This is a genomic window from Pseudomonas sp. 3296, assembly GCF_031456615.1.
Lineage (GTDB): Bacteria > Pseudomonadota > Gammaproteobacteria > Pseudomonadales > Pseudomonadaceae > Aquipseudomonas > Aquipseudomonas mucoides.
The window spans coordinates 1-21,422 of record NZ_JAVDUY010000006.1 but is presented as its reverse complement, the minus strand read 5'-3'; the positions used below and the strand labels follow the sequence as shown (position 1 = coordinate 21,422).

Below are 21,422 nucleotides of genomic sequence, written 5' to 3'. Positions count from 1 at the left end.
GAGTGCCTGATGAGGGCATTGGCCGAACTTATCAGAGACTTCTAAACCGCCCTCGACAATCACGCTCTCAGGCTTGGTGTCATCGCTCGGCTCCTTGCGCACATAGTGGTCATACAACTTGAGCAGGTACTTCTTCGCAGCTCGATATGGCCCTTCTTCGCCGCTGGCGAAATCGGCGCTTCGGCACCCTGAGTCAACACACGGTAGCCCAGGTTTTGTTTGGCCCAACTGAACAGCACCTACCGACTTTAAACGCAAGAATTCAAATACCGTTAAAACATATAGATATCACGCAAAAAACCAGTCGCAGATTTGCCGTCGCAATGGATGACGACTACTTTCCTTTGCGCTGTAGGAGGGATCTTTTTTTCGAAATGCCCCTCCAAGAACGGACAGCTTTTGGCCAGACTCCCTCGGCCGAACCCTCACAAGGAAGAGAAAATGGCAGACGTAAAAGTGCCAGAGCGACTGGATCCGCAAGACTTCGTGAAGTTATTGATGGCGTTGCGCAGGGCGTTGAAGGTGCGGGGGGCCTGAATTCGCTTTTGATTTTTGTGGCGAGGGGACTTGCCCCCTCGCCACAAGAGCCCCCCCACTTCAGCTGATACCCCCCAATAAAAACGCCGACGCTTTATCAGCCGTCGGCGTTTGAAACCTTGAAGGGTTTTGTTGCTGCGTCGAATCAGAACGCCGGCAGAACCGCGCCGCTGTACTTCTTCTCGATGAAGGCTTTCACTTCAGGACTGGTCAAAGCCTTGGCCAGTTTCTGAATGGCAACGCTGTCCTTGTTGTCCGGACGAGCCACCAGGAAGTTCACGTAAGGCGAATCTGCACCTTCGATCACCAGCGCGTCTTTAGCCGGGTTCAGGCCTGCTTCCAGCGCGTAGTTGGTGTTGATCATGTCCAGGTCAACCTGATCCAGCACACGCGGCAGCATGGCCGATTCCAGTTCCTTGAACTTGAAGTTGTGCGGGTTCTTGGCGATGTCTTTCGGGGTCGCCAACGCGTTTTTCGGGTCTTTCAGTTCGATCAGGCCAGCCTTCTGCAGCAGGATCAGGGCACGGCCGCTGTTGCTGCCTTCGTTCGGAATGGCAATGGTCGCGCCATCTTTGAGCTCAGCCAGAGTTTTGACTTTCTTCGAGTAGCCGCCGAACGGTTCGACGTGTACGCCGATCACGGTTACCAGGTTAGTGCCTTTGCCTTCGTTGAAGCTTTTCAGATAAGGCAGGGTCTGGAAGTAGTTGGCGTCCAGACGCTTCTGGTCAACCTGCACGTTTGGCTGAACGTAGTCGGTGAAAACTTTGATTTCCAGGTCCACGCCTTCTTTGGCGAGGGTTGGCTTGATCAGTTCCAGAATCTCGGCGTGTGGAATCGGGGTCGCCGCAACCACCAGTTTCTCACCAGCCTGGGCCAGGCCAGCAGTCAGGGCAGCCGCCAGTGCGGTGAACAACAGAACCTTTTTCATGCAGTGTCCTTATCGAAAATCTCGGTCGTCGTCGACGACGGCTAAATAATGTGCCAGTGAAGTGCTATCGCTGGCGTGGAGCGGACAATACCGATATTTTTTATTCCCGAATAATATCTTTTATTCACTTTCATATTCCATTTTGTTCATACAGATCGCTCCAGCGTCTGCGTCAGACTTTCCAGCAAATGCTTGAGCGCAGAATGTTCCGTGGCGGTGCCGTTTTTGATCAGTTGAACCGCCTGCTGTTCGATCTGCGCCAGCGATACCGGCGTCTCCAGCAAATTCAGATGCTCGGGCAAAATCTCGTCGCCAGTGCTCACCAGCAATGCGAAGTGAATGACGTTCTCCAGCTCTCGGGTATTGCCCGGCCAACTGTGCCGCTCCAGCACTTGCTGCGCGGTCTCACTGATCAGCGGGACGGGCAGGTCGAGACGCTGGCTGTAGATGCCGAGGAAATACTCGGCTAGCGAGAGGATATCGCCCACCCGGTCACGCAAGGCCGGTAGCTCCAGGTGCCCTTCACTGAGGTAGTGATAAAGCCGCTCATGAAATTTCCCGGCGGCCACTGCCTGGGCCAGATCAATGCTGGTGGCCGCGACCAGGCGCACGTCTACCGGGCTCGGTTGATGTGCACCCACCCGGGTGACTTCGTGATTCTCAAGTGCGGACAGCAATTTGATCTGGATCGGCAGCGGCAAATCGCCGATCTCGTCCAGATAGAGCGTGCCGCCGTTGGCCGAGCCGAACCACCCGGCACGACTGCTCGCCGAGCCGCTGAAGCTGCCCGCCGCATAACCGAACAATTCAGCATCGGCGTAGGTCGGGCTGATCGCGCCGCAATTGACCGAAACGAACAACCCGCCGCGATCACTGGCACGATGGATATGCCGTGCGAGCAATTCCTTGCCGCTGCCGGTTTCACCGCGAATCAACACCGAGATTGAACGCGGTGCCAGTTGTTCCAGTTCCTGGCGCAACTGGCGCGAGCGCGGATCGACAAACACCAGCGCTTTGGCGCGGATGCTCAGGGGACTTTTTTCTGCATCGGGAAAGGTCAGCAGCGGCTGACCGAAATGTTCAAGGCTCATGGCAGACTCCCGCCCAAAACCGCCGGGAGACGGGGGGCGCTGTTTTTAAAAAACAAAAGCAAAGTAGAAAAGGTTCAAGCGCGGCGCAGGGCGTGAAGTTCCATGCGGTTCTGCAGGCGATAGAGGTAGGCAAACCCCTGCTCCCAGCGCTGGTGACCGGACTTCACATTGATGTGCCCGGCCCCCGATAAAATCCCCGCCTCGGCACCCCAGTTGCGCGCCAGTTCAAGGGCTCGCGGCGCACTCACGGCGCTGTCGTTGTCGGAACTGACGACCTGGCTCGGGAACGGCAACAGGTCGGTGGGAATCGGTGCGAAGTTACGCAACGCCGGCGCACACGCCGGGCGCTCGACATCCGCTGGCGCGACCAACAAGGCCCCGCGCACCTGACGCAAAAACTGCACGGGCGCAGCGGCAGCCCAATGGGCGACAGTGATGCAACCCAGACTGTGAGCGATCAGGATCACCGGCGTGCTGTCGGCGGCAATCGCCTCGGCCAGTGCCGCGACCCAGTCTTCCCGACGCGGCGTCAGCCAATCGGCCTGCTCCACCCGCGCGCTGTTCGGCAGGCTGTTCTGCCAGTGGCTTTGCCAATGATCTTCCGGCGATCCTTGCCAGCCCGGCACAATCAGGTAGCGAATTGATTCGTTGCGCATGGGGGGAGCTCTCCTGCTGCGTGTCTGTTCCTGATCGAGTATAGGGAGGGGATTTATATTCGTTAAGGAATAAGAAGCTATGTATTAAGATCCGCATAGAATAAGCAAATCCCACTGTTTCATCGCCAAGGCATTTTTCAGAGCAAAAAAAAGGACCGCACCCTGCCAAGGAGACGGCCCCGGAAACTCAAAATCTGTGAAGCGATGATTGGTTAAAACGATTATCTTATAAAGGAATATTTAATTGCTTTATAAGATCTAAAACGCATATAGCCATCAGCGAAACGTTGACGGCCCCACCGCCTGCTTGTGCCTTAACGTATCGCCTCTTTGGGTCAAATTGATGACGGGCGCCTTTGCCATCGCTTACATCGTGTTTGAGTTTTCGGTTTCATCCTTCACGCCTGAGCAGCACGCACCTCCCGAGGTTGCGCAGCGTCTTTACGCTCAAACCGGTTCGCCCGCCCAAACGTCCCGAAATCATTGAACCGCACACCCATCTCGCGCATCACTTTATGCGCCACCGGCACGGTCATCTGACGGATGTAGAACGGTTCCTTCACCACAAAGTGATGGATGCCATGGCTGCTGCCGAAGTTGAAGCAGAACGCCTGCAACGGCCACAGCCACCAGGCGTTCAACACCTGGCACTGCTTCATCACGTTCCCCGGCTCGATGTCACCGTAGTAGTGCATGTTCGAGCTGATGAAGTGCAGGCAGAACGTGCGCAACACGTTCGGGCCGATGATGACCACGGCCGCAATGTTGATCACCTGCATCACTGACAACGTCGTTGCCGACCACTCGATTGGCGCGCCCATCAGGGATGCGATGCCATTGGCCGCATGGAAGCCGAGGAACACGTACCACGCGCCCCAATGCACCAGCGCCAGCGGCGCGTAGACCTTGAGCGTGCGCTGGACAATACTGAATTTATGCGCCCAGGTCTTGGCTCGCAGCATGCGGATGAAGGACGACATCATGTTGTCACCGACCATCAGCATCCGCGCAAATCCCCAGGGTTCGCCGTTGGTGATGGCGCGTTCTTCCATATCGGTTTCAGTGCCCGATACCTTGTGGTGATTGAGGTGCAGATGCCGACGGATCCACGGATTGATCGTGCTCGGCCGCGCCAGCCACACCAGCCCCATCATCAGGTTGTGCGGCACGCGCTGTTTGCGAAAGTACATGCTGTGAATCAGATCGTGTTCCAGTTCGTGGGTCAACGAGGCGAAAAACGCGTTGAGCAACAGGCACGCCCACCAGGCCATGTGGCCGGTCATGTACAGCGCCGCCGAACCGATCATCCCGGCCAGGGCAAAGGCCAGAATGCCGGCGCCGAGGGCGTCCTGATGGTTGAGAATCGGGTAGCGCTGACGCAGTTCGACACCCTTGGCCAGCACCACTTCACGAATATGTGCTGATCGCTGCGCTGCATTCAATCGCTGGGGACTTGCAGAAGTACCGTGCATGCTTCCATCCTCTGGTTATTGATGTTCGCATCCTGCCTTGCGAATGTTTACAAGGTGGTAGCCATGAACGCCAACCTGTTGACCGGAAGCGCCAATCAGCATGACTGAACCGACCTCCCTCGCCAGCTGGACCCGCGCCCTGCGCAAGCAGCTCGATGCGCTGGGCCTCGACAGCACCGCCCTGTGCCAGCAGGCGGGGCTCGACCCGCGATTGATGGACGACCCGAACGCCCGTTACCCGTTGTCCGGCACCACGCGCCTGTGGGAAATCGCCGTGCAGGTCAGTGGCGATCCGGCAATCGGCCTGCGCGTATCGCGTTTCGTCAGCCCCACCACGTTTCATGCGCTCGGTTATGCGCTGGTGGCCAGCGGCAGTTTGCGCGAGGTGTTCGAACGCATCGTGCGTTATCACCAGGTGGTCAGCGATGCCCTGGAACTGGAGCTGACCCGCACCGAGGACCGCTACCGCTTTCGCCTGAAAATTCCTGTGGGCAACCCGGCACCTGCGTTCGAAGCCATCGACGCCTTCACGGCGATTTACGTACGCACCTGCCGCAATCGCCTCGGTCGGGACTATGCACCGCTGGCGGTGTACCTGCGCCGCCCGGAACCCGCCGATGCCCACCAATGGCACAAAGTCTTCCGTTCACCGGTGTATTTTTCGGCAGAAGAAGACCGCGTGGAGTTTTCCCTGGTGGATTTCGACAGCCACCTCGATGACGCCAACCCGGAACTGGCTGAACACAACGAAACCGTGCTCAACCGCGCCTTGGCACAGCTCAAACCGTTGACCTGGGAGCGCAAGGTCCGCGACGCCATCGAAGAGCAATTACCCGAAGGCGAGCCCAGCGCCGAACACATCGCCAAGGCCCTGCACCTGAGCTTGCGCAGCCTGCAACGGCATTTGGCGGATGAGGGGTGTCGGTTCGATACGCTGCTCAATGAAAGTCGCGAAAACCTGGCGCTGCTGCACCTGCGCGACCCGCAATGCTCGTTGAGTGAGGTCAGTTACTTGCTGGGGTTTGCCGATACCAGCAGCTTCAGCCGCGCGTTCAAACGCTGGACGGGGATGACGCCGGGGCAGTTTCGGGATGGGTTGCGCTGACTGATCCAGACATTGGGTCGCCTCGCCCGGCCTCTTCGCGAGCAAGCCCGCGATAAGGCCGGATCAGACACCACAAAAAAGCTTCAGCGCCCGCGATCCCGTCGCAACAACTTGCGCACCCGCGCCACCAACTCGCTCACCGCAAACGGCTTGAGCAAATAATCGTCCTCATGCAACTCCAATCCGCGCAGGCGATCCTCGATGCCGTCCTTGGTGGTCAGGAACAGCACCGGCGTCTCTCCGAGCTTGCGGATCTGTTGCTGCAACTGCCAGCCGTTGAGCCCCGGCAGCATGACGTCGAGGATGATCAGCTCGTATTCGCCGGTCTCGATGAAACGCCGGCCGTCCATGCCGTTGAGCGCGACATCCACCGAATAGCTCGCCTCGTTCAGGCCGTTGGCCAGGAGTTTGGCGGTCTCCGGTTCGTCTTCCACTAGCAGTACACGCATGGCACACCTCGATTATCGTCGCCACAGGCTAGGCGCCTTCGCGGGCAAAGCCCACCAATAACGTCGCGCGTTAAAAAATCGCCAGTGCCCGCAACCGCTCGGCATCGACAATTTCGATCTCGCCGTACTTGAGATTCAGGATTCCCTGGCCCTGCAAATCCTTGAGCAACTGATTGGTGGTCTGGCGCGACAACGACAGCAGTGACGCCAACTGCTCCTGTGGCAATTGCAGCACCCGGCGGGGTGGATCGATTTCGCCGTAGCCTGCAGCGATCATCAGCAAACGATGGGCGAGACGTGCCGGGGCAGGCATCAGGCTCAATTGTTCAAGGTTGATGAAGGTCAGGCGCAGTTTGTGGCTCATCAGCAACGCCAGTTGCCGCCAGTACACCGGTTGTTCGTCGAGCAACTTAAGCAGTGCCGCTTGCGGGATGTGCAACAGGGTGCACGTCCCCACAGCGAAGGCGTCGTGGGTCCGCGCCTGGCCGTCGAACAGGCAGATTTCACCAAACCAGTGCGGCGGTTCCACCAGGCTCAGCAGCGCTTCCTTGCCTTGCTCACTGACCGCGCCGATGCGCACCGAGCCTTCAAGCACCGCATACAATCCGCACGGCGGATCGCCGCGTTTGAACAGCAATTGCCCGGACGACAGGCGCCGCAGCCGGGCCGCGGCCAGCAGACTATCCTGAAAGGGAACAGGTAGATGACTGAACCACTGGCCGCTCATCAAGCGCGAGCGCCAAACCTGCATGTCCATGGAAACTCCTGGAGATTGTCGCCTGCCTGACAGAGCGGAAAGTGAACCCGGGGCATGATCAATCACCCTACAGGAGGAATAACAATGAAAAGCCTCGTTGACCATCTCAGTCAATACGCCGCCTACCACCGTGATCCGCGCAACATCGCCAGCCACTTTATCGGTATTCCGTTGATTGTGGTGGCCGTTGCGGTGCTGCTGTCACGGCCGCAATGGGCCGGAGGCTGGCTTTCGCCGGCGGTGCTGGTGTCGTTGGCGTCGGCTTGGTTTTACCTGCGCCTGGAGTTGCGCCTTGGGGTGCTGATGGTCGTGTTGCTGGGGCTGTCCGTTTGGGCGGGCCAGCTGTTGGCACAGCAAAGCACGCTGGTCTGGCTATCGAGCGGTATCGGCATGTTTGTGGTGGGCTGGGTGATTCAATTTGTCGGGCATCATTACGAAGGACGTAAGCCGGCGTTTGTCGATGATGTGACCGGGTTGATTGTCGGGCCGTTGTTTGTGGCAGCGGAGTTGGCGTTTTTGTTGGGCTTGCGGCATGACCTGAAAGAGCAGATCGAGGCGCGGGCCGGGGGTGTGCGAATCAATCCGAATCGCGCTGCGGCGTAAGACGCCATCGCGAGCAAGCTCGCTCCCACAGGGTTTCTATGTTCACCATAGATCCAAGTTGGGAGCGGGCTTGCTCCGGGCGGCGTTCCGACGATGCTTTTGCTTTAGAGGTTGGCGAGCTTCTGTCAGATCTTGGGCTTGAAGAACAGCGTTTCGCCCTTCGCCAGCCCGATCAGGCTGTCGTGATCTTTCACCACTTCCGCCTCGATCAATTCGCTCTGACCTTCAACCTTCAACGTCACCCGTGTCGTCGCGCCCAACGGACGGATATCGCGCACTTCGGCCCCGTGGTGATCTTCCAGTTCATGCCGCGACAACGACACCTCATGCGGACGGAACAGCACGTGGTTGTCCTCACCCAAATGCAGTCGGTTGGAATCACCGAGGAAGTGATAAACAAAATCGCTGGCCGGGTTTTCGTAGACATCACCCGGTGAGCCGATCTGCTCGATCACCCCCTTGTTCATCACCACGATCCGGTCGGCGACTTCCATCGCTTCTTCCTGGTCGTGAGTCACGAACACCGAGGTCAGGTTGATGTCTTCGTGCAGCCGCGCCAACCAGCGACGCAGTTCTTTACGGACCTTGGCGTCGAGGGCGCCGAAGGGTTCGTCGAGCAGCAGGACTTTCGGTTCAACCGCCAAGGCGCGAGCCAGGGCAATACGTTGACGCTGACCGCCAGAGAGTTGTTCCGGGTAGCGATCCGACAGCCAATCCAGTTGCACCATGCTCAGCAGCTCGTGGACTTTCACCGCGATCTGGCTTTCGCTCGGGCGCTGGTTTTTCGGCTTCATGCGCAGGCCGAACGCGACGTTGTCGAACACGGTCATGTGGCGGAACAGCGCGTAGTGCTGGAACACGAAACCGACGTTGCGATCACGTACGTCATGGCCGGAGACGTCTTCACCGTGGAACACGATGCTGCCCTGATCCGGCGTTTCGAGACCGGCGATGATCCGCAACAGCGTGGTCTTGCCGCAACCGGATGGACCCAGCAGCGCCACGAGTTCGCCGCTTTGAATGTCCAGGCTGATGTTGTCCAGCGCCTTGAACGCGTGAAAATTCTTGCTGACGTTACGCACTTCGATCGACATGACTTATTCCTCCGCGGCGCTGGCGCGCAGGCGGTTAATACGGTTTTCGCTCCACTGCTTGAGCAGCAGGATGAAGAGCGCCAGGATCAGCAACAGGCTCGCCACGGCGAACGCGGCCACGTGGTTGTATTCGTTGTAGAGGATCTCGACGTGCAGTGGCAGGGTGTTGGTCACCCCGCGAATGTGCCCGGAAACCACCGACACCGCACCGAACTCACCCATGGCCCGCGCCGTACACAGCACCACGCCGTAGATCAGGCCCCATTTGATATTGGGAACGGTGACGTGCCAGAACATCTGCCAGCCATTGGCGCCCAGCAGGCGCGCGGCCTCTTCCTCTTGAGTGCCCTGTTCCTGCATCAGCGGGATCAGCTCACGCGCCACGAACGGCACCGTGACGAAAATCGTCGCCAGCACGATGCCCGGCAAGGCGAAGACGATCTGGATGTCGTGATCCTGCAGCCAAGGTCCGAACAGGCCCTGGGCACCGAACATCAGCACGTAGACCAGACCGGCGATCACCGGCGACACCGAGAACGGCAGGTCGATCAGCGTGACCAGCATGCTCTTGCCGCGGAACGAGTACTTGCTCACGCACCACGCGGCGCTGACGCCGAACACCAGGTTCAACGGCACCGAAATCAGCACGGCGATCACCGTGAGTTTCAGCGCCGACAGTGCATCCGGTTCGAAGATCGCGGTAAAGAAAGCACCGAGGCCAAGCTTCAGGCCCTGGGACACCACGATGAACAGCGGCAACAGTAGAAACAGCGCAAAAATCAGCCAGCCAAGGCCGATCAGGATTCTTCGCGAAGTGGCACTGCCACGGCGCGCAGCGTTGGCCGAAGAGGCGGCCGCAATAGACGATTGGGACATGGTTCGCGCCTCCTTATGGGGTTTCGATGCGACGTTGCAGCAAGTTGATCAGCAGCAACAGGACGAAGGAAACCACCAGCATCAGTACACCAATGGACGTGGCGCCGGTGTAATCGTACTGGTCGAGCTTGACCATGATCAGCAGCGGCAGGATCTCGGTTTTCATTGGCATGTTGCCGGCGATGAAAATCACCGACCCGTACTCGCCGACCCCGCGGGCAAAGGCCAAAGCGAACCCCGTCAGCCACGCCGGGAGCAATGCGGGCACCAGAATGTAACGGAAAACCTGTAACGGTTTTGCCCCGAGACACGCCGCCGCTTCTTCCACTTCGCGCGGAATATCAGCCAATACTGGCTGTACGGTACGTACTACGAATGGAAGTGTCACAAAAGTGAGGGCAAGGGTGATGCCGAGGGGGGTGTACGCGATCTTGAAACCCAGGTCCGCTGCAAACTGACCGACCAAACCGGTGGGGGTGTACAACGCCGTCAGCGCTATACCGGCTACCGCAGTCGGCAACGCGAAGGGCAAGTCGATCATTGCGTCGATGACTTTGCGACCGGGGAAGGTATAGCGCACCAGTACCCAGGCGAGCAGCGTGCCGATCACGCCGTTGATGATCGCCGCATAGAGCGCGGTGCCGAAGCTCAGCTTCAACGCCGCCAGCACCCGTGGCGCCGAGATAATTGCCCAGAACTGATCCCAGGTGAGTTGGGCGGCATGGACGAACATCGCCGCCAGTGGAATGAGCACAATCAGGCTGAGGTACACCAAGGTGTAGCCCAGCGTCAGCCCGAAGCCGGGTATGACGGGGGAGATACGACGCGACATAAAAGTCCTTGGTTGAGAACGCGCAAAGCCCCGACGGTTAAATCGGGGCTCGTTGATGGCTATTTAAGACTACTGCGCCTGATAAATCTGGTCGAACACGCCGCCGTCATTGAAGAACTTCGGTTGCGCGGTTTTCCAGCCGCCGAAGTCTTTGTCGATGGTCACCAGGTCCAGGGTCGGGAACTGCTTGGCGTACTTGGCAGCCACGTCCTTGTCACGTGGACGATAGAAGTTTTTCGCGGCAATTTCCTGACCTGCCGGGCTGTACAGGTGCTTGAGGTACGCTTCGGCGATCTGCTCGTTGCCCTTTTTCTCGGCGTTCTTGTCGACCACGGCCACCGGAGGCTCGGCGAGGATCGACAGCGAAGGCACGACGATTTCAAACTTGTCGGCGCCGCCGTCTTCTTTCAGCGCCAGGAACGCTTCGTTTTCCCAGGCCAGCAACACATCGCCCTGACCGTTGTTGACGAAGGTAATGGTCGAACCGCGAGCGCCGGTGTCCAGCACAGGCACGTGTTTGAACAGGGTCTGGATGTAGTCCTTGGCCTTGGTTTCGTCACCGCCGTTGGCTTTCAGGCCATAGGCCCAGGCCGCGAGGAAATTCCAGCGGGCGCCGCCGGAGGTTTTCGGGTTCGGGGTGATGACAGAGACGTCGTTCTTGACCAGATCGCCCCAGTCCTTGATGCCTTTCGGGTTGCCCTTGCGCACCAGGAACACAATGGTCGAAGTGTACGGCGTGCTCGCTTCTGGCAGACGCTTCTGCCAGTCAATCGGAAGGGTCTTGCCGAGTTTGGCGATTTCGTCGATGTCACCCGCCAGGGCCAGGGTCACGACGTCGGCACGCAGACCGTCGATCACCGCGCGGCCCTGCTTGCCCGAACCACCATGGGATTGCTGGATTTTTACAGTGTCGCCGGCGTGATCCGCCTGCCAGTACTTGATGAACTCGGCGTTGTAATCCTGGTACAGCTCACGCGTCGGGTCGTACGACACATTGAGCAGCTCGTAATCCTTGGCAACCGCGGATCCCGCAAAAAGGGCGCTGGCCAGGGCGGCCAAAGCGAAATGACGAATCGACGACATGGTGAAAGCTCCTGGAATTCTGTTTGTGTTGGCTTTTTTATGGAGACGGGAAGCGGATTGCCGGTTGCTTAGCTCGGTTTGTTGCCCGGGTTCTGCAAACGGAATTTTTCTTTGCGTTCGATCTGGACGACCTGGGCGTTATGCACAGTGATCTCCACAGCCCCAAAGCGCAGATCGCGCAATGCGCTCTGGATCTCACGCAAAATGGTTGCTTCGTCTTGGCCATCAACACTGCGTAGGGATGCGCTCATGATGCTGCTCCTTCAACTGAGAGGTTGCCTGGCAGTGGCGGCACTGCTTGCGGCGTGAGACCAATAGTAGTGAGGAGTAGATATTCTTAAAAAGACTATTTAAGAATGTTTATATAACTTAAAGACTGATCGTTCCCACACAGCACGTGGGAACGATCGAACGCGGGCTTAGCGAATAATGGGCGCACACATCCAATCCAGTTGCTCTGCCGGCACCGGTCGCCCAAACCAGTAGCCTTGCCCCAGATCGCATTCATGCTCGAGCAGGAATCCGGCCTGCTCGACCTGCTCGATACCCTCGGCATGCACTTGCATGCCCATGCTCTGCGCCAAGGCAATGATCACTCGCACAATCGCCGCGTCGTCTTCATCACATGGCAACCCGGCGATGAAGCCTTGGTCGATCTTGAGTTTCTGCACTGGCAATCGCTTGAGCCGCAGCAGCGACGAATAACCCGTGCCGAAATCGTCGATGGCCAGCCGCACGCCCAACTCTCGCAAGCGATGCATCTGCTCCAGCGCTACCTCCGGATCATCCATCACTGCACTTTCGGTCACTTCCAGCTCCAGATGCGCCGGATCAAGCCCCGTCGCATCAAGCACCTGAGCCACCTGCTGATACAGCTCGCGCCGGGCAAACAGTCGCGATGAGACATTTACCGCCACAAACGCCAACCCCACACCCGCCGCTCGCCACTGGCACATTTGCTGACAGGCCTGCTGCATAACCCAGGCATCAATCTCGGCAATCAGCCCGGTACGCTCGGCAATGGGGATGAACTCTGCCGGCGACACCAGCCCGCGCTGCGGATGCGCCCAACGCACCAGTGCTTCGACGCCGATCAGGCGACTGGTTTTGAGGTCATGCACGGGTTGGTAATAGACGCGCAACTCCTGCTGCTGGAGGGCGCGGCGCAGTTCAAAGGCAATTTCCACCCGCTGCTGCGCGTGGGCGGTCAACTCTTCGGTATAGAGCGCGTAGCCATCCCGGCCCGCGCTCTTGGCCTTGAACAAGGCCGAATCGGCGTTGCGCAACATTTGCTCGGCACTCAAGGCATCACTCGGAAACTGACTGATGCCGACACTGGCATTGATAAACAGTCGATGCCCCTCAATGTGGAACGGCTCCCGCAGGCCATCGATGATTCGCTGAGCCAGCACCGCGGCTTGTGCCACTTGCGGACAGCTTTCGGCGAGCACCGCAAATTCGTCACCACCCAGACGCGCCAGGGTCATGCCTGGGCCGAACATGGCATTCAAATGCTCGGCCACCGCCTTAAGCAGTTGATCACCGACGGTATGTCCGAGGCTGTCGTTAATCATCTTGAAGTGATCCAGGTCGATCATCAGCAACGCGCAGCCCCGTTTATGGATTTGCGCCGATGTCAGCGCCTGTTCGACACGATCGGTGAATAACAGTCGATTGGGCAGATCGGTCAGCGGATCGTGGTGAGCCAGATGCTTGAGTTCGTGCTCGGAATTTTTGATCGCACTAATATCGGAAAACACCGCCACGTAGTGGCTACGCAGGCCCTGATCGTCATGGATGATGCGGATGGTTTGCCATTGCGGGTAGATTTCACCGCTTTTACGGCGATTCCAGATCTCCCCACTCCACTCACCAGTGCTGTTGAGTGTCGCGAACATCGACTGGTAGAACGCCGGCGGATGATGGCCGGATTTGAACAGGCTGGGTTGCTGGCCCAGCACCTCATCGCACTGATAACCGGTGATCGCCATGAAGGCCCGGTTCACATGGACAATCAGCCCGTTGCTATCGGTGACCAACACGCCCTCACGGGTGCAATCGAACACGGCGGCGGCCTGGCGCAAACGCTCACGGTCGGCATGCCGCTCGCGCAGCCTGGCGCCGATCCCCAGGCATTTAAACAGTCGGGCCCGGGCAAGGAAGATCAAACCGGTACTGAGCACCACCCAGAAATAACCGTTGATCAGTTGCCATCGCAATAGCTCGGCAGAGCTATCGAAGAAACTGTTCAATATATAGCCGCTGACGGCCATCCAGGCGACTGAAAGCAACAGGTAAAGCAGCGCTGCCCGCAAGGCGTCGCGATAGGTGGCAGACATTAGAGCGTCCATGTCCCTACAGAAAGGTTGGAATTATAGGTCAAGGACACATTCAGCCACTCTTATCTGAAAGGGCGACTGGTTTTATCCGTGGGCTTAGTGATAATGCAACGGCTGTTTTTTCTTTATCGAGGGCCCTACAGCCTATGTGGTACGAAGGTTTACTCGGCTTGTCGCCCTGGTCACTGGTGGCAGTCACCCTGCTGATGACCCACGTCACGATCGTTGGCGTCACAGTCTATCTCCATCGTTATTCAGCCCATCGCTCGCTTGAGCTCAATGCCGGCCTGAAACATTTCTTCCGCTTCTGGCTGTGGTTGACCACAGCGCAGAACACACGCGAGTGGACCGCTATCCACCGCAAGCATCACGCCAAATGCGAAACCGTCGATGACCCGCACAGCCCGGTCGTCAAAGGTCTTTCCACCGTTTTGCGCAAAGGTGCCGAGTTGTACCGCGCCGAAGCGGAAAACCCGGAGACCCTGCGCATCTACGGCAAGAACTGCCCCGAAGACTGGATCGAACGTAATCTCTACAGCCGATTCCCGCTGTTGGGTGTGGCGATCATGGGTGTCATCGACCTGCTGCTGTTCGGCACCATCGGCATCACCATCTGGGCCATCCAGATGATGTGGATCCCGGTGTGGGCCGCCGGCGTGGTCAATGGCCTTGGCCATGCCATCGGCTACCGCAACTTCGAATGCCGCGATGCCGCCACCAATCTGGTGCCTTGGGGCATCCTGATCGGCGGTGAAGAACTGCATAACAACCATCACACCTACCCTAACTCGGCAAAATTGTCGGTGAAGAAGTGGGAGTTCGACCTCGGTTGGGCCTGGATCCAGGTCTTCAGTTTCTTCCGTCTAGCCAAGGTCCAGCGGGTCGCTCCCATCGCGCACCGGGTTGAAGGCAAAGGCAGCCTGGACATGGACACCGCCATGGCGATCCTCAACAACCGCTTCCAGATCATGGCCCAGTACCGAAAATTGGTGATCGCGCCTCTGGTCAAGCAAGAGCTTGAAAAGGTCGATCACTCGGTCCGCCATCAATTCCATCGCGCCAAGCGCCTGCTTTCGCGGGAAACCAGCTTGCTGGACGAAAAACACCACGTTCGCATCCAGACCATGCTCGAACACAGCCAGGCGCTGAAGGTAATTTACGAAAAACGCTTGGCCTTGCAGCAGATCTGGGTCAAGACCAGCTCAAATGGTCACGACATGCTCGCCGCCATCAAGGATTGGGTGCATGAAGCTGAGGCCAGCGGGATTCAATCCCTGCGTGACTTCGCCGACCAGTTGAAGACCTACTCCCTGCGCCCTGCCGCTGTCTGATGCCGTTGATCGGTGCGCCCCGCCAGCGGGCGCACCCTTCGGAACTAAGCTCCAAATCCCCTATCTCAAAGACACTTCGCCACCCCTGGCGGGTTTCGTTGTCGCCGCTTTCGAGTCCAGAACAGCGCACGCCCTTTGAGATTTGTCCCTATGGTCCCAAAAAACCTGCACGACTCATCCTTTGCGCAATCGCCCGACACAGCTCAAACCCTGATGGCGCTGATGCATGCCCAAAGTGAAGTGGCGCGCCTGAGCGAACGCGAACAGCTGTTCAGTTCGCTGCTGGTGAGTGTCAACGCAGTGTTGTGGGCATTCAACTGGGAAACCCGGCAGGTGCTTTATGTCAGCCCGGCCTATGAGCGAATTTTCGGCCGCTCCGCCGGCAGTTTGCTGTCCGACTACAACGAATGGCGCGACAGCATTTACCCCGACGACCTGGACTATGCAGAGCGCAGCCTGGCCGACGTGTTGGTCAAAGGTGCGGTTGAAGACCGCGAATACCGCATCATCGATGCCGATGGGCAGGTGCGTTGGCTCAGCGACAAATGCTTCATCAATCGTCAGGCGGAACCCGGCCAACCCGTGATCATCGTCGGCATTGCCGAAGACATCACCGAAAAGAAGCGGATGGAAGCCGAACTGCAACGCCTGGCCACCACTGACGTGCTGACTCAAAGCAGCAATCGACGGCACTTCTTCGAATGCGCGCAAAAGGAGTTTGCGCAGGCACGCAAACAAGGCACACCGCTGGCGTTCCTGCTGCTGGACATCGATGATTTCAAAGGGATCAACGACACGTACGGTCATCCACAAGGTGACGTAGTGCTGCAACAGATCGCAGAGAGCGGTCGCGCGGCGCTTCGCCGAGGCGATGTGTTCGGGCGAATCGGTGGTGAAGAGTTTGCGGCGGTGTTTCCTGGCTGTGCGCCGGACATGGCCCTGCAAGTGGCGGAAAGATTGCAACGGCAGATTCAACAATTGAGCTTTAGCCATGACGACCAGACGTTTGGCATTACTGTCAGCCAGGGTTTGACCAGCCTCACCGACGAGGACGAAAGCCTCGACAGCCTGTTTGCCAGGGCGGATACGGCGATGTATCAAGCCAAGCGGCAGGGCAAGAACCGGATCATCTCCGGTTAATCCGCCGAACGCCCCCAGGGATTGTGTATCGATTACTTTTTGCGTAATCGCATCAGTTCCGGCAACCCAATCTTGAGCAACCGCGCTGTTCGGCTTTTCGCCAATTCTTCCACGCCCTCATGTTCGGTCAGGCGCGCCAATTGCGCCGCCATGTTCATCACCAGCGCTTCGCGTGAATAAACCCCGCCACCGAGCTGATAGACCGCCGCAATCAGCTCTCGCAGCTCCAGCGGCAGACGCCAGCGCGTGCGCAGCGCCGAGCCGTAGGCCGCGCCGAACTCGGCCAGCGCATCACCGATGTCCTCCCACTCGTCCAGATCACCTCCGCCCTGCTTCCACTCTTGCAAACATCGCAGCAGAGCCAGGTCACCCAGACGATGCAGCATGCCTGCGCAGTAACAGCGCTCTTGTTCCAGATCCAGCAAGCGGGACAGCGTGCGGGCGTACTCGGCGGTGTGCAGCGACAACTCCCAGTTACGCTCGGCATAGTCCGCCAGTAGCGGATCGTCGAGCCGGGCACTGCGCTTGAGGGCCAACCCCAGAATGAGATTCATGCTTTGCCCGGCGCCCAAACGGTGCAACGCTTGGGACAGGGTCTGCACAGGATCACCAAGGTGATGCGCCGCACTGTTCGCGGCGGCGATCAGCACAGCGGTAATCTGCGGATCAGTGCGAATTTCATCTTCCATCCGCTTCAGATCGAGTCCACCGGGATTGAGGCTGCGCTGGACTGCGTTCTGTACGTCAGTCATCAACGGCGCACCGTCTGCCAGCTCTCGACGACGCTCCAGATACACCGCTAGCGTCATGCCGGGCGCCAACTTTGGCACCTCGCAGGAAACCTCTTCACCGGCGTTCAGCAACAACTCCTGCAGACGTTGGGTCAGGTTTTCCATGTTCAGGGGTTTGGTCAGGTACGCCGTGGGCGCCAAAGGCAAAGCCTCGTGTACGCTGCCACTGTCGTTTCGGCGACTCATCAGAATGAACGGCAGCGGTGGATTGCCCCGACGCTGACGCACGTTACGCAAGACATTCAAGCCATCGACACCGGGCAACTCCCAGTCAACGATTGCCAGGTCGTAGGGAATTTCCGCCAGCCGGTCGATTGCCTGTTGGCCATCGGCGCACAGATCCACCCGCGCATCGCAGCGCACTTTCAACAACACCTGCTTGAGCAAGTCTCGAGACCACGGGTCGGCCTCGGCAATCAAAACCCTCGGTGCAGCGGGTAAATCAACGACAGTCATGCAGCACGCTCCCTCGCAATGCTAAGAACCATAGTCAACACTGGCGACTCGAGACAAATCAAATGACCTGAATGTGTTTCAAGAGGCGTAAAAAAACCCGCCGAAGCGGGTTTTTTGTGGATCAGGTCACACACTGGGTGATCACAGCTCGGAGAAGCACTCTTCGATGATTGCCAGACCTTTGTCCAGTTGTTCGTCCGGCGAAGTCAGCGGTACCAGGACGCGCAGAACGTTGCCGTAAGTGCCGCAGGACAGCAGGATCAGACCCTTGTCGCGAGCCTTGGCCACAACAGCGGCTACCGCTGGAGCGTTCGGCTTGTGGCTGTCGCCATCAACGAACAGCTCGACCGCGATCATCGCGCCCAGGGCACGGACTTCGCCGATCACCGGGTACTTGGCCTGAATGGCTTTCAGGCCAGTGACCAGACGCTCGCCGACAGCTTTGCAGCGGTCCAGCAGGTGCTCTTCTTCGAACACTTCCATCACGGCCAGGGCCGCGGCGCAAGCAATCGGGCTACCGGCGTAAGTGCCGCCCAGGCCGCCTGGAGCAATGGCGTCCATGTATTCGGCCTTGCCGCACACACCGGCCAACGGGAAGCCGCCAGCGATGGATTTGGCGAAGGTGGTCAGGTCGGCAGCAACGCCCATCTGTTCCATGGCGAAGAAAGTGCCGGTACGACCAGCGCCGGTTTGTACTTCGTCAGCGATCAGCAGGATGCCGTGCTGGTCGCACAGCGCGCGCAGACGCTTCATGAACTCTTTAGGCGCGACGTAGAAACCGCCTTCACCCTGAACCGGCTCGATGATGATTGCAGCGATGTCACGCGGCTCGGCGTCGTTCTTGAAGATGCGTTCGATGCTGGCGATCGAATCGTCGATGCTCACACCGTGCAGTTCGTTCGGGTACAGCGCGCGGAAGATGCCGCCTGGCATCAGGCCCATGCCGGCCGAGTAAGGCACGACTTTACCGGTCAGGCCCAGGGTCATCATGGTGCGGCCGTGGTAAGCGCCGGTGAACGCGATCACGCCGGCACGGCCAGTGGCGGCACGGGCGATCTTGATGGAGTTTTCCACGGCTTCGGAGCCGGTGGTCACCAGCAGGGTTTTCTTGGCGAAATCACCCGGCACCTTGGCGTTGATTTTTTCGCACACTTCTACGTACGGTTCGTAAGCCAGTACCTGGAAGCAGGTGTGGGTCAGCTTGTTCAGCTGCTCGGTCACGGCGGCGATGATTTTCGGGTGCACGTGGCCGGTGTTCAGCACGGCGATACCGCCGGCGAAGTCGATGAACTCGCGACCTTCAACGTCGGTCACGGTGGCGTTCTTCGCGGACTCGGCGAAGATCGGGTGAATCTGGCCAACACCGCGTGGTACAGCGGCTTCGCGGCGTTTCATCAGGGATGCGTTAGTCTTGCTCATAAAGTCCTCATTCACCGCTCATCGGGCGGCGTGGTTCAAGGAAAATGCGGCGGGGAGGCAACTACGGCAGCATGCGATGATCGACTGCCACAGCTTTCCCGACCACAGAGAATATTCCGTTCGAAGCACGCAAAGGGACAGCGCTCTCGTGCCCTTTGCGTTTGAAGCAATGCCCTGCCGGGCTTAGATGCCCAGGCAGAGGTATTTGATTTCCAGGTAATCTTCGATGCCGTACTTGGAGCCTTCACGGCCCAGGCCCGACGCCTTGATGCCGCCGAACGGCGCGACTTCGTTGGAGATCAACCCGGTGTTGACGCCGACCATGCCGTATTCCAGGGCTTCAGCCACACGGAACACACGACCCAGGTCGCGAGCATAGAAGTACGAGGCCAGACCGAACTCGGTGTCGTTGGACATCGCGATCACGTCGGCTTCGTCTTTGAAGCGGAACAATGGCGCCAATGGACCGAAGGTTTCTTCCTTGGCCACGGCTGCGTTTTTCGGCACGTTGGTCAGGATGGTCGGCTCGAAGAAGTTGCCTTCCATGACCTTGCCACCGGCCAGAACGGTTGCGCCTTTGCTGATCGCGTCAGCAATGTGCTCTTGAACCTTGGCCACGGCTTTTCCGTCGATCAGCGGGCCAGTGGTGGTGCCGTCATCCAGACCGTTACCGATCTTGAGTTTGGCCACGGCCACTTTCAGCTTCTCGGCGAACGCGTCGTAGACCGAATCCTGAATGTACAGACGGTTGGCGCAGACGCAGGTCTGGCCGTTGTTGCGGTACTTGGAAATGATCGCGCCTTCGACGGCCTTATCCAGGTCCGCGTCGTCGAACACGATGAACGGCGCGTTGCCGCCCAGTTCCAGGGACACTTTCTTGATGTCCTTGGCGCATTCAGCCATTAGCTGGCGGCCGATTTCGGTCGAGCCGGTGAAGGACAGTTTGCGAACGATCGGGTTGCTGGTCAGCTCGCTGCCGATGTCGCCGGCGCTACCGGAAACAACGCTGAACACACCGGCAGGAATGCCGGCACGCTGGGCCAGTTCAGCCAGAGCGAATGCGGAAAACGGAGTTTGCGAAGCAGGCTTGAGCACCATGGTGCAACCGGCGGCCAGTGCCGGGCCGGCTTTACGGGTGATCATCGCGGCCGGGAAGTTCCACGGGGTGATTGCAGCGGTCACGCCGATTGGCTGCTTGATCACGATCAGACGCTTGTCTGGCTGGTGGCCCGGAATCACGTCACCGTAGACGCGCTTGGCTTCTTCAGCGAACCATTCAATGAAGGAAGCGGCGTAAACTATTTCGCCCTTGGCTTCGGCCAATGGCTTGCCCTGCTCAAGGGTCATCAGGCGAGCCAGATCATCCTGGTTCTCGATAATCAGTTCGAACCAACGACGCAGCTTGTTCGCGCGGTCCTTGGCGGTCAGTGCACGCCAGGCCGGCAGCGCTTTGTCAGCGGCTTCGATCGCACGACGGGTTTCGGCTGCACCCATTTTCGGCACGGTGCCCAGAATTCCGCCCGTTGCCGGGTTATTGACCTTGATCGTCTGACCATTGTCCGCGTCGACCCAAGCGCCATCGATAAAGGCTTGCTGGCGGAACAACTGGGTGTCTTTAAGCTGCATGTCGGCTTTCCTTAACAGCACCGCGGCAAGCGCGGAGCGAATTATGATTGTAGAAAGGCGCCCTATAGGCTGCCGTCAGGGAAATCATTCACTGGGCTGAAGCACATAAATAGCGCACTGATTGATACCGTGCGGTTCAGCACCCAGACAAGAGCGTTTGAAATCTCAAACGAATCCTAGGATCAAAGGGGGTAAAGGACAATAGCCTGTTCGAAAAAAAGAACGAAAACGCCGCATTTGCCTAATTTTTCTGATCAACGTAGCAAACGCAGGTTACGCTTTCAAAAAACACAGGCGATTCAGCAGCATGGACGCACGCAGCACATATGAGTATCATGGCGCCCGCTTGCACCAGTAGCTCAGCTGGATAGAGTACTGCCCTCCGAAGGCAGGGGTCGTGGGTTCGAATCCCGCCTGGTGCACCATACGCTGCAAATGAAAAAGCCTCAGACCTTAGGGTCTGGGGCTTTTTTGTGGGTGACGATTTTTCAACTTCGGACAATGACGTTGTTTTTGGCGTGAACTGAGGGGCTGCGCATCCGCTCGCTATCTGAGGCTTGCGAGAGCGTCAGGGGCAGTGTGTCGCCACGCGAGCCCTGAATCGAGTCTCAGGGGCTGCCACGCGGCTTGGAAGCCATGGTCAGAGCCTTGAACAGGCGGCTCGCCATCAGAACCTCCCTTTAAAGCATGAGGCTCACACCCCAATTGAAATAGAGCACTACGGTATGAACTTTCCTGCGGGCAAAACAAAACCCCTACCTGCATACGCAGATAGGGGTTTCGGAATTTAATCTTGACGATGACCTACTCTCACATGGGGAAACCCCACACTACCAT

Annotated in this window: 19 protein-coding genes, 1 tRNA gene and 1 pseudogene; 5 read left to right on the top strand and 16 right to left on the bottom strand. The window is 58.4% G+C overall.

Going from position 1 to position 21,422, the window contains the following annotated elements; translation table 11 throughout:
* Nucleotides 1-45 precede the first annotated feature (45 nt).
* The 5 genes and pseudogenes from J2X66_RS16845 to J2X66_RS16825 form a co-directional block, all read right to left on the bottom strand.
* A pseudogene (locus tag J2X66_RS16845) lies at nt 46-239 on the bottom strand (glutamine ABC transporter substrate-binding protein); the annotation flags it as partial.
* Between the two features lie 443 nt (nt 240-682).
* A complete protein-coding gene (locus tag J2X66_RS16840) occupies nt 683-1,465 on the bottom strand; it encodes a MetQ/NlpA family ABC transporter substrate-binding protein (RefSeq protein WP_027922262.1) in 783 nt (260 codons plus the stop codon).
* A 146-nt stretch (nt 1,466-1,611) separates the two neighbouring features.
* The gene (locus tag J2X66_RS16835) at nt 1,612-2,556 is read right to left on the bottom strand and encodes a sigma 54-interacting transcriptional regulator (RefSeq protein WP_310266298.1); all 945 of its coding nucleotides are present in this window, start codon (nt 2,554-2,556) and stop codon (nt 1,612-1,614) included.
* A gap of 74 nt (nt 2,557-2,630) precedes the next feature.
* Entirely contained in the window at nt 2,631-3,212 is a 582-nt protein-coding gene (locus tag J2X66_RS16830) for an alpha/beta hydrolase (RefSeq protein WP_310266297.1), read from the bottom strand.
* A 398-nt stretch (nt 3,213-3,610) separates the two neighbouring features.
* Entirely contained in the window at nt 3,611-4,684 is a 1,074-nt protein-coding gene (locus J2X66_RS16825) for a fatty acid desaturase (protein WP_310266296.1), read from the bottom strand.
* Nucleotides 4,685-4,784: 100 nt separating this feature from the next.
* Here J2X66_RS16825 and J2X66_RS16820 point away from each other — a divergent pair, with 100 nt between their 5' ends.
* On the top strand, nt 4,785-5,789 hold the full coding sequence (locus tag J2X66_RS16820; RefSeq protein WP_310266294.1) for an AraC family transcriptional regulator: 1,005 nt from the start codon (nt 4,785-4,787) through the stop codon (nt 5,787-5,789).
* 83 nt (nt 5,790-5,872) lie between these two features.
* Here J2X66_RS16820 and J2X66_RS16815 read toward each other — a convergent pair whose 3' ends face one another.
* Both J2X66_RS16815 and J2X66_RS16810 read right to left on the bottom strand, forming a co-directional pair.
* Nucleotides 5,873-6,238 (bottom strand): response regulator, encoded by a 366-nt coding sequence (locus J2X66_RS16815; RefSeq protein WP_123436353.1) that lies wholly within the window; start codon nt 6,236-6,238, stop codon nt 5,873-5,875.
* Nucleotides 6,239-6,308: 70 nt separating this feature from the next.
* Entirely contained in the window at nt 6,309-6,995 is a 687-nt protein-coding gene (locus J2X66_RS16810; protein ID WP_027922268.1) for a Crp/Fnr family transcriptional regulator, read from the bottom strand.
* A gap of 84 nt (nt 6,996-7,079) precedes the next feature.
* Between J2X66_RS16810 and J2X66_RS16805 the strand changes: the two genes are divergently transcribed.
* Nucleotides 7,080-7,598, top strand: coding sequence for an Mpo1-like protein (locus J2X66_RS16805; protein ID WP_310266293.1), 519 nt, complete (start codon nt 7,080-7,082; stop codon nt 7,596-7,598).
* A gap of 125 nt (nt 7,599-7,723) precedes the next feature.
* On the opposite strand, the gene J2X66_RS16800 is transcribed toward J2X66_RS16805, so the two are convergent.
* The 6 genes from J2X66_RS16800 to dibA form a co-directional block, all read right to left on the bottom strand.
* Complete coding sequence (locus tag J2X66_RS16800) at nt 7,724-8,692, bottom strand: sulfate ABC transporter ATP-binding protein (RefSeq protein ID WP_310266291.1); 969 nt, start codon at nt 8,690-8,692, stop codon at nt 7,724-7,726.
* A 3-nt stretch (nt 8,693-8,695) separates the two neighbouring features.
* Nucleotides 8,696-9,568: a sulfate ABC transporter permease subunit CysW gene (gene cysW / locus J2X66_RS16795; protein WP_046031356.1), complete on the bottom strand. Its 873-nt coding sequence runs from the start codon at nt 9,566-9,568 to the stop codon at nt 8,696-8,698.
* Between the two features lie 13 nt (nt 9,569-9,581).
* Nucleotides 9,582-10,400: a sulfate ABC transporter permease subunit CysT gene (cysT, locus tag J2X66_RS16790; RefSeq protein WP_027922272.1), complete on the bottom strand. Its 819-nt coding sequence runs from the start codon at nt 10,398-10,400 to the stop codon at nt 9,582-9,584.
* A gap of 69 nt (nt 10,401-10,469) precedes the next feature.
* Entirely contained in the window at nt 10,470-11,483 is a 1,014-nt protein-coding gene (locus tag J2X66_RS16785) for a sulfate ABC transporter substrate-binding protein (RefSeq protein ID WP_310266284.1), read from the bottom strand.
* Nucleotides 11,484-11,551: 68 nt separating this feature from the next.
* The gene (gene oscA, locus J2X66_RS16780; protein WP_007941032.1) at nt 11,552-11,734 is read right to left on the bottom strand and encodes a sulfur starvation response protein OscA; all 183 of its coding nucleotides are present in this window, start codon (nt 11,732-11,734) and stop codon (nt 11,552-11,554) included.
* Nucleotides 11,735-11,902: 168 nt separating this feature from the next.
* On the bottom strand, nt 11,903-13,822 hold the full coding sequence (gene dibA / locus J2X66_RS16775) for a phosphodiesterase DibA (RefSeq protein WP_310266256.1): 1,920 nt from the start codon (nt 13,820-13,822) through the stop codon (nt 11,903-11,905).
* Between the two features lie 146 nt (nt 13,823-13,968).
* Here dibA and desA point away from each other — a divergent pair, with 146 nt between their 5' ends.
* Nucleotides 13,969-15,153, top strand: a complete 1,185-nt coding sequence (gene desA / locus J2X66_RS16770; RefSeq protein ID WP_027922276.1) for a delta-9 fatty acid desaturase DesA — start codon at nt 13,969-13,971, stop codon at nt 15,151-15,153.
* 150 nt (nt 15,154-15,303) lie between these two features.
* Entirely contained in the window at nt 15,304-16,293 is a 990-nt protein-coding gene (locus J2X66_RS16765; protein ID WP_310266253.1) for a sensor domain-containing diguanylate cyclase, read from the top strand.
* A gap of 32 nt (nt 16,294-16,325) precedes the next feature.
* On the opposite strand, the gene J2X66_RS16760 is transcribed toward J2X66_RS16765, so the two are convergent.
* The 3 genes from J2X66_RS16760 to gabD form a co-directional block, all read right to left on the bottom strand.
* Entirely contained in the window at nt 16,326-17,540 is a 1,215-nt protein-coding gene (locus J2X66_RS16760; RefSeq protein WP_310266251.1) for a response regulator, read from the bottom strand.
* A gap of 141 nt (nt 17,541-17,681) precedes the next feature.
* Nucleotides 17,682-18,959: a 4-aminobutyrate--2-oxoglutarate transaminase gene (gene gabT, locus J2X66_RS16755; protein ID WP_033058568.1), complete on the bottom strand. Its 1,278-nt coding sequence runs from the start codon at nt 18,957-18,959 to the stop codon at nt 17,682-17,684.
* A 183-nt stretch (nt 18,960-19,142) separates the two neighbouring features.
* Nucleotides 19,143-20,585: an NADP-dependent succinate-semialdehyde dehydrogenase gene (gabD, locus tag J2X66_RS16750; protein WP_310266245.1), complete on the bottom strand. Its 1,443-nt coding sequence runs from the start codon at nt 20,583-20,585 to the stop codon at nt 19,143-19,145.
* Nucleotides 20,586-20,933: 348 nt separating this feature from the next.
* Between gabD and J2X66_RS16745 the strand changes: the two genes are divergently transcribed.
* Nucleotides 20,934-21,010: transfer RNA gene (locus J2X66_RS16745), tRNA-Arg, on the top strand.
* Nucleotides 21,011-21,422: the final 412 nt, after the last annotated feature.